This is a genomic window from Leptolyngbya cf. ectocarpi LEGE 11479, from assembly GCF_015207065.1.
In the GTDB taxonomy this organism is placed as follows: Bacteria; Cyanobacteriota; Cyanobacteriia; order Phormidesmidales; family Phormidesmidaceae; genus Leptothoe; species Leptothoe ectocarpi.
Genome location: NZ_JADEXP010000036.1, coordinates 21031 through 27721 on the forward strand (window position 1 = coordinate 21031; position 6691 = coordinate 27721).

Genomic DNA, 6691 nt, shown 5'->3' on the forward strand with positions numbered 1-6691 from the left:
TTTCTCCTTAGGAATATAAGTAAACAAACGTCGTGCGATAGGGCTCTATGGAGAACTCAACTGCTCCATAAGCTATGTGTGATGACTAGTGCGTGCTAAAAAGATGTCAAACCTACTCTGCTGTCTGACGGTCCCCTGTTGTCTTTAGTATCTGGGTTGGAGCCTTGGAATGGAACCAGAAAAACTCACAACCTGGAGAAAAATTTGCTAAATATAGTAAGGCACTCACTTCATGTACTTTACCAAAACCTCACAAAACCTCATCAAAACTCTACAAAACTCGAATTTGGCTTTGCCAGTAAATAAATAGCCAGGTTACTTTAGGACTGTGCATCTTACCCTGCTTAGAATCAAAACCATGAACCGTCTACCCCATGTCCAGCAACAGTTTTACGATGGATGCCGATGCCGCTTTAGAATTTGTCGACCAGTTAGTCTATGTCAAAACCGAGAGACATCTGAATGATTTAGAACGTCAGGTTTTTCTGGGTTCCTGGGAAGGTAAAACCTATGAAGAAATATATCCCGTCAAACCAGATTATATTGAGAAATCTGTTGGCTATAGGCTTTGGCAGAAGCTCTCGTAATTTCTCAATCCAGTTAAAAGAGAGATAAATCGGGTTGAGCAATTACCTTTTTTGATAATTGGCGAACCCTCTCTTACTATATTTGTTATGAACGTTAGGAGATGATCCTAATGCTCATAATTTAAGACTTAGAGCTTGCAATTCTTTTGTGATACTAGTTAAAGTCTCATACTGAGAATTGCTGCACTTATGACGAAGATGTGTCAACATTCTCTAATAAAGCTTAAATTATTAACAATTTACGTCTTGTTCTGCTATCATTATCTCTAAAAAATGGCAACCCAACTAATTGAACTCGAAGATGGCACTCTGATTGAAGTAGAGGTGCCAAATGATCAAGCTAGACAAATTTCAAATCGGTTTGCCAGTAAGGTTAATAAAACCTTGGATGACATTAAACCAATGCTGCTCAATGTGTGCCGCCCGGTCACAGAAACCTTTCGAGAAATCAATAAAGAAATGGAAGTTGATCAAGCTGAAGTCGAGATTGGTTTTAGCTTTGAGGGTGAAGGTAATCTCTATATCACTAAGGCAAAGGCAAATGCCAATCTTGTTATTAAACTTGTGCTTAAACCTAAAAAAACTCTGTAGATGAATGATTCTGTATCCGACTCTATCCTTTCAATTACAAGTCGAGAGCCTGAGATTAGAGAGCGTAAACAAGCCGGCACGGGGTTTGTTATCTTCTGTGATAATGAGGCAGCTTATATCGTAACTTGCAGCCATGTAGTACGTGACGTTGGTGGGCAAGGGTCCGTTTGTGTAGCTGATAAGCCTGCGACTGTTGTTGCTTCTAGGCCGACAGATGATGTTGATTTAGCAGTTTTAAGAGTAGAGGGGCTACAATATAGGCCTTGCTTACCATTGAAGCCGTTGCGCTCTAAGCTGTCTCAGAATCTGCCGATTCAGATTTGGGGGTTCTCTGAAATCGAGCGATCAGCTCCGTTTTTGCTTCGCCCGTTACAAGGAACGCTAGGACAAGAAACTCAGTTTTCGGCCTATAGCGATCGGCGAATTGCTGCTTGGGATTTGAAGATTGAGCGTGCAAATTACCTCAAGCAAAAGGGAACGTTGCAGGGAGGATACAGTGGATCTCCAGTAATAGATGCTGATGGTAGTGTACTTGCAGTAGTCACTATTCAGATGGATAACTCAGGCGAAGTCGGAATAGCACTCTCAATAGAGGCTTTGAGAGCTGTCTGGGAAAATATGCCTGATGCTCTAGTAGCACAGTTTACTCCTGTTGCAGAGAAACCTCTAACCACTCGTCAAGGGCTGACTTCTCTATCTAAGGAATTAAATTTCTCTGATATTCTGACAGAGTTAAAGCAGAAGTTTAAAGGTGCACCAGAGAATATCACGGATCCGCTTTGGATGGGCTGGTTTCAAGATATGTTTGAACTGCAACACAACGCCCTGGAGCGTATCAGCTACGAAATTGGGAAACTGCTTAATGCCCATCGTACGACTGTCTATTTTCTGACAGAGGGAGACCGCAGCACTAAGTCAAAAAATGAACGAGAGCTGTGGTCGATTGTGGCGCAAGGAGATTCATCTCTAGAAATCCGGGTACCTTTTGGGGAAGGTGTTGCAGGCAAGGCGGTTGAGACAAAGAAGACTATCTCAGTACCATTTGACGCTTATGAAGCAGCAGAGGATGCCAGAGAAATCATTGCCCAAGATCAGCGTACGGGCTATCGCACATATACGCTGCTGACATTCCCACTACTCAATGAGCAAAGTGTGCCTATTGCCGTTTTTCAATTCTTGAATAAAATGCGCCCAGTTTCCGACTTGCCGAATACGATCTCTACCGAAGATTGTATTGACGAAGTGTCAATTGATAAACAGGGGTTTTCCCTTACCGATCAGACAAAATTTGAGCGCTACATCCCTGAAATTCGTTTAATTCTAGACCTTTATCAAAATTACTATCAGCAATTCAAGAAACTGCAGTCGATTGTAAACTTCTCTAGCGCTACCCTTAGCCTTAATCAAGAGCGGCAGAACTTAGAAGATATCCTCAAGCTCGTGATTGACGAAGCGTGCAAAATCACCAATGCTGACCGTGGTACCTTTTGGCTGCTTGATCGAAAAGGTACTACATTGCGAGCAAAAATCAGGGCTGAAGGAGATGATTGGAAAGAGATCAAAATCAGGGTAGGTGAAGGGTTTGCAGGTGAAGTTGCTAAATCAAAGCAAACTCTGAATATTCCCTTTGATTTATATAGCCACCCCGACTCTGATAAGTCTAGAGAAACAGATGCAAAGACAGGTTATCGTACATGTAGCTTGCTGTGTATGCCCGTTTTTAGCCGCAATAGTGGTGAATTAATTGGCGTTACTCAGCTTTTAAACAAGCGCCACAATCAGAGTCGACAGGAGCCTTATCATAATACCGACTCTTCTCGACAAGAAGTGCCAGTGTATTTCAAGGCAAGTTTTACTCTGGAGGATGACGAACGTCTCCGAAAATTTAACGAGCAAGTTGCTATTGCCATTGAGAATGCTCGTCAGCCGCTGATTACTGAGCAATATGACAATTTATTTCAACTATTACATGCCACAGAGCAGTTGGCTGGAGGGTTTCTTAATGCTCATTCCGCACGTATATATTTGGTCGATCAAGATGCGAAAGAAATATGGTCAATCGTGGCAGAACATGAAAAAGAAGAGCCGTTCGAGATTAGTATACCAATTGGGTTTGAAGAGTGTGGACAGGTTGCTCAGAGCAGAAATGCGGCCATTCTTGGCTATCAGAATGTTGTACCAGAAATGTTTTCACCTTCACGAAAAGGTCGCAATAGCAGATACCTCGTTCACAATAAGCTGATTGTACCGATTGAACAACGCTCTAAGCGTGCAAATCATTTATTGGCTGTTGTTGAGTTTATGAATAAACTCAGGCCAGAGTATGCTAGCAGCAAAGTTTTGCAGGCTAAGATGATTGCTGGAGAAGGTTTTACATCAGAAGACGAAGATGAATTTAATCATGAGCATGCTATATCAGTAGCCCAACTCATCGAAGCATTTCTAGAAGTCTATCGTCCGGTTAAGCAATATCGCGATGGTGAAAAGTTACGTCATGCGAAGGAATCTGTGATTCGAGGGGGACTAGAGCAAGCATTGTTGCCAGAGCAAGTGATGACTGCTGCCAAAGAATTAGTTAGTGCTCACCGTAGCACTCTATGGATAGTTGATCCAAAGGATAGAGATGCTCTGTATGCTGATATTACTCATACGAATGGTAATGTCCGACGTATAACTGCTACCATTGGTGAAGGCTATGTAGGTGAGGCCGCGCAGCAAGCTCTGGATCTCATACAACATCGCCGTAGCAATAATGAAGAAGATACAGGTACAGATGAATCCTCCTACGATTTCTTAAATATTGGGTTTGATCTGTATGAAGATGAGTTCAAGAGCCGCAAGGCTAAGCAGACTGATCATACAACGAACTATCGGACGTGTAGCCTCCTTTGCATGCCTATTTTATCGCCAGAGGGAGAACTACTTGGGATGATTCAGCTTGTGAATAAGCTTCGCCGCGGATATGAGCATTTGGCGCGCGATGAGTATGTTGACAAAACGCCCCCTCCAGATTGTTTCATGGCGTCATTTAGCTCGACAGATGAGCAACTCATGCGAGACTTTAATGCGGCTGTAGGTTATGTGTTGCAGCTAATCGGGGTGCGTGACGAAGTACTCGATGGAGACAAAATCGAGGATTTTGAGCGCAAGCTGCGGCGAGTGCAAGAGAGAGGCTAAATTTTTAGAGTTAGGTAGTATTATACTCATTATCAAGACTAACTACTAAGTTTCTAAAAAACCTTTTAGAGCAGCGATCACGGGTTTAACTAATGGATGCTCAATAGCTTCCTCAAGTGCACTGCTACCGCCCTCTTTAAGAGCATTAATCACTCGTTCTTTGAGCATGGGATTTCTATCAACTGACTCAACTATTTTGGCAGTTATCATAGCCTTATCAACAGGGTTAGTGTGGGCATAGTTGTTGTCGAGCTGAGCCAGTAAAGCTTTAATATCTTTGGCAGCTTGAGTTAGATTCTGACTATTGTTAATTTGGGTAGAAATTTTGTTACCTATAATTTTATCACCTGCAATATTATCGCCTGAGCCATATTGGTGGATAGTGTTTCCCATGGTGTAAGTACCTTCTAAAGAACCGATATATTTATTGTTGATTGGTTTGGTCACCTTGAATAAAATCTCTCGCAATGTTGTCACCTTCTCCTCTTTGAATGATGTTGGTGTGATTGTCAGTTATAGAGATCTTTAAGCCATCGCTATAGCTTTCTAGATCTACCTCTTTTCGTTTAAGCTTACGAATTTCAGGTGGCTCATACCCGTCGAGTAATTGGCGTAAATTGAGCCTAAGCTTGAGTTCACCAATTACCTTATATTGTTCACCCATATCTTCTAAGCCCAACAAATCTTTATAGTTTATTGGTGGATACTCAGGATGTTCGGGAACTGGCACGTGTTCAGTGGGCTTAGAAAAGTCGCTATGAATTTTTCTAAAGACATCACGGATGATGGCAAGAAATTGTCGGCGAGTGGACTCTTTGCCACTAATAGCAATAAAAATTTTATTGTCGGCAGGATCAGCTTTAATGCGAGCTATATTATAAGTCTCATCGCCTTCAGTATATACGAGCATAACACCACTTCGCCAATAAGTTTGTTTATAAATCTTCTCGTGATTAAGGACGATAAATCGTGAAATGATGCTGTCAGGTAAAACATTATAGTGATATTGAAATTCTAAAGTATCACCTTCTAATCCACTTTCTTTGGATTCTTCTTTAGGAAGGATGCCAGGGATGAGGTAACGCGCCGGATTACATTGGGGTAGCTCGAAGCATAGCTGAAACTCTTTCATAAGTTCAATAAGATAGTTGTGACGTTCTAATGGGTAACGTCTTTTAGGTAAGATACGGTTGAGATCGGTAAAGGTAAGTTGTCCTTTTCCTTTCGTTTTCAACTCATCGTCGCTTAATAGTGTGTAGATGCCTTGAGTGACCCAATCTGGATTAAGAACATTAGTGTTTTGGAGTAACTGATGATCCCTAAAATTGAGCACTAATCCTAGATTGTGAAGTAATGTAATGAGCTGTATTTGAGTTTGCTCATCGACAATATTATGTTGATAACAAATACCAATATATTCATTGTAGGTGATAAAGTCTTGTTCCATAAGTTCTAGATACTCTTTTACTTCAAACCATGACGTAGGAAGCAAATCATAAACTTCTTTGAGTTCACTTACCTCATTGATGATAGTCTCTTTTAGTTCTTTTATTCCATCACCTGTTTGACAAGAAGTCTCTAGAATAGCTTTGATATTGGGATATTTTTTTCTTAAAGCTTTGCGATTAATATCGAGAGGTTGCTCGTCACGTTTGTTGCCAATAACGATCACTGGCGAGTCATCACCAAAGCTTTTGATTAATTTGAGCCAATAGTCTAGTCGATTTTCTTCTTCGCTGATACGACAATTACAGACGAGTAAATAGAGACTACGTTTGGTCAAAAAGAACTGATGAGTAGCATGATAAATTTCCTGTCCACCAAAATCCCATACGTTAAGGCGTACATCTTTGGTGTTAACAGAGATCTGCCAATTTGATACATTAAGGCCATCGGTTTGGGGTTCAGTAGGATTGAAGTGATCTTTCTTTAGTCGCTTGATGATAGAAGTTTTACCAACATTACCTTGACCAACTAGGATTAATTTAGCTTCATTAAGAGGACGAACATTACTATTACGTAGCTGCCGACAGTAATTGAATATACTTTCAACTGACCCAGGCATTTGGTGGAGCCGAGACGGACCCAGGGTCTCTGGAGAAATTGGAAGTATATTATGGCGTAGATCGAGTAGCTTCAACTGAGTTAGCATCTCTAAGCTTTCTGGGATGGCTTCGATTTGGTTAGCACTGAGGTCGAGCTGTTGAAGGTTCTTCACCTGCCCTATCGTTTCACAGATTTGGGTTATTTGATTCTTGCTGAGGTCAAGCTGTTGAAGGTTCTTCATCTGCCCTATCGTTTCAGGGATCTGGGTTATTTGATTCTTGCTGAGATCA

Annotated in this window: 5 protein-coding genes; 3 read left to right on the forward strand and 2 right to left on the reverse strand. The window is 41.4% G+C overall.

The genetic code is table 11. The features are described from left to right. The first annotated feature begins 374 nt into the window (after positions 1-374). The 3 genes from IQ260_RS06560 to IQ260_RS06570 all read left to right on the forward strand — a co-directional run bounded on the left by IQ260_RS06560 (position 375) and on the right by IQ260_RS06570 (position 4355). Entirely contained in the window at positions 375-587 is a 213-nt protein-coding gene (locus IQ260_RS06560; protein ID WP_228015641.1) for a hypothetical protein, read from the forward strand. A gap of 273 nt (positions 588-860) precedes the next feature. Beyond that, positions 861-1178 carry a CU044_2847 family protein gene (locus tag IQ260_RS06565; RefSeq protein ID WP_193991981.1) on the forward strand — a complete coding sequence of 106 codons (318 nt, stop codon included), beginning with the start codon at positions 861-863 and terminating at the stop codon, positions 1176-1178. After that, the gene (locus tag IQ260_RS06570; protein WP_193991982.1) at positions 1179-4355 is read left to right on the forward strand and encodes a GAF domain-containing protein; all 3177 of its coding nucleotides are present in this window, start codon (positions 1179-1181) and stop codon (positions 4353-4355) included. Positions 4356-4400: 45 nt separating this feature from the next. Here the strand turns inward: IQ260_RS06570 and IQ260_RS06575 are convergent, their stop codons facing one another. Both IQ260_RS06575 and IQ260_RS06580 read right to left on the reverse strand, forming a co-directional pair. Next, entirely contained in the window at positions 4401-4832 is a 432-nt protein-coding gene (locus IQ260_RS06575) for a hypothetical protein (protein WP_193991983.1), read from the reverse strand. Then, the coding region (locus tag IQ260_RS06580) for a COR domain-containing protein (RefSeq protein WP_193991984.1) at positions 4780-6691 on the reverse strand (1912 nt) is incomplete at its 5' end. The genes IQ260_RS06580 and IQ260_RS06575, both read right to left, overlap by 53 nt.

What these genes read in the sequence shown, in the direction of transcription:
- IQ260_RS06565 (WP_193991981.1), top strand. Translation starts at nt 861, where the DNA reads ATGGCAACCCAACTAATTGAACTCGAAGATGGCACTCTGATTGAAGTA.
- IQ260_RS06570 (WP_193991982.1), top strand. Translation starts at nt 1,179, where the DNA reads ATGAATGATTCTGTATCCGACTCTATCCTTTCAATTACAAGTCGAGAG.
- IQ260_RS06560 (WP_228015641.1), top strand. Translation starts at nt 375, where the DNA reads ATGTCCAGCAACAGTTTTACGATGGATGCCGATGCCGCTTTAGAATTT.